Raw genomic sequence first — 1,823 nt, forward strand, 5'->3', positions numbered from 1 at the left:
GCTTCGATGGCGTCGATGTGGTCGGGGGGCAGGCCGGCGTTGGTGAGGGCGGCGTGGATGACGCGTTGTTGGGAGGGGCCGTTGGGTGCGGTCAATCCGTTGGAGGCGCCATCCTGGTTGACGGCTGAGCCGCGGATGAGGGCGAGGATTTGGTGGTCGTTTTGCTGGGCGACTGATAGCCGTTCGAGAACGATGAGGCCGGCGCCTTCGCCCCAGCCGGTGCCGTCGGCTGCGGCGGCGAACGACTTGCACCGGCCGTCTGGCGACAGGCCTCGTTGCCGACTGAACTCGACGAACGTCGTGGGGGTGGCCATGACCGTGACGCCGCCGGCCAGGGCCATGGTGCATTCGCCGTTTCGGAGTGCCTGCACCGCCTGGTGCACGGCGACCAAGGAAGAGGAGCAGGCCGTGTCGATGCTGACGGCCGGGCCCTGCAGGCCGAGGGTATAGGCGACGCGGCCCGAGGCGATGCTGGAGGCGCTGCCGGTCCCGAGATAACCTTCGAGATCCTTTGGTGCCTGAGACATACGGGTGGCGTAGTCGTCGTACATGATGCCGGCGAAGACGCCGGTGGCGGTGCCGCGGAGAGTGGTGGGGTCGATGCCCGCGTGTTCGAGGGCTTCCCAGGCGACTTCGAGGAGCAGGCGCTGCTGGGGGTCCATCGCCAGGGCTTCGCGGGGGCTGATGCCGAAGAAGGCCGGGTCGAACTCGCCCGCGTCATGCAGGAACCCGCCTCGCCGGGTGTAGGTCTTGCCTACCTGATCCGGATCTGGGTCGTACAGCCCGTCTACGTCCCAGCCACGATTGGCGGGGAAATCAGAAATCGCATCTACGCCGTTGGCGACCAGATCCCACAACTCATCGGCAGAGGTAACGCCGCCTGGATAGCGACACCCAATGCCCACAATGGCAATGGGTTCCTTCGGGCCGCTTTCGAGCTGGTGATTCAGCTTGCGCAGCCGTTCATTCTCGAGCAGGGATGCGCGGAGAGCCTCAACGATCTTTTCGTCAGTGGTTCCCATTATGAGCTCCGTATTTCTCGGTGATATCAGGAATCGTTGCCGGAAAGCGCTATTCGAACTAGATCGTCGACGCTGGCAGTTTCTATTGCCTGCGTTTGGTCCTGCCGGGTTGGGCTGCTGCCGGCTTCTGTTGCGCCGCGCGCCAATCGCATCAGGGCGTCTATCAGCCCGGCTTCCCTGAGAGTGGAGATGGAAATGGAGGAGAGGGCTCGGCGGATCTCTTCCTCGTTTTCAGGGAACTCCGATTGCTTGCCCCCGTTGGGGACCAGTCGTTCGTGGAGGTGTTGGGCGAGGGCGGTGGGGGTGGGGTGGTCGAAGATGAGGGTGGCGGGGAGGCGGAGTCCGGTGGTGGTGGTGAGGCGGTTGCGGAGTTCGATGGCGGTGAGGGAGTCGAAGCCGAGTTGTTGGAAGGGGTGGTGGGGGTTGAGTTGGGCGGGGTTGGCGTGGCCGAGGGTGGTGCCGGCGTGGGTTCGTACGAGGGTGAGGAGGGTGTGGTGTTGTTCGGTCTCGTTTTGAGTGGCGAGTTGGCGTTGCAGTTCGCTGCTGGTGGCCGCAGCGGTTGAGGTCGGTGCTGTGGTGCGGCGGGTGGGGGCGAGGCTGGTGAAGAGGGGTGGGAGCGCCCCCGTGGTGGTGCGGAGGTGGCTGAGGTTGAGGTGGGCCGGGATGGCCAAGGGCTGGCGCGTTCGGAGGATGGTGTCGAGGAGGTTGTGTGCGTCTGTTGTGCTGAGGGGGGTGATGCCGGTTTGGGTGATGCGGTGGTGGTCGGTGGTGGTGAGGTTGCTGGTCATGGTGCTGGTTTGG

Annotated in this window: 2 protein-coding genes; both read right to left on the minus strand. The window is 65.0% G+C overall.

Annotation, left to right across the window (positions count from 1 at the left end; translation table 11 throughout):
- Nucleotides 1–1,022: beta-ketoacyl synthase N-terminal-like domain-containing protein (locus AB0I15_RS66790; protein WP_358121182.1), on the minus strand; the 1,022-nt coding region annotated here is incomplete at its 3' end.
- Between the two features lie 26 nt (nucleotides 1,023–1,048).
- A partial coding sequence (locus tag AB0I15_RS66795) for a beta-ketoacyl reductase (protein ID WP_358121184.1) occupies nucleotides 1,049–1,823 on the minus strand: 775 nt, incomplete at its 5' end.

The sequence above is a fragment of the Nonomuraea sp. NPDC050643 genome, assembly GCF_040654715.1.
Lineage (GTDB): Bacteria > Actinomycetota > Actinomycetes > Streptosporangiales > Streptosporangiaceae > Nonomuraea.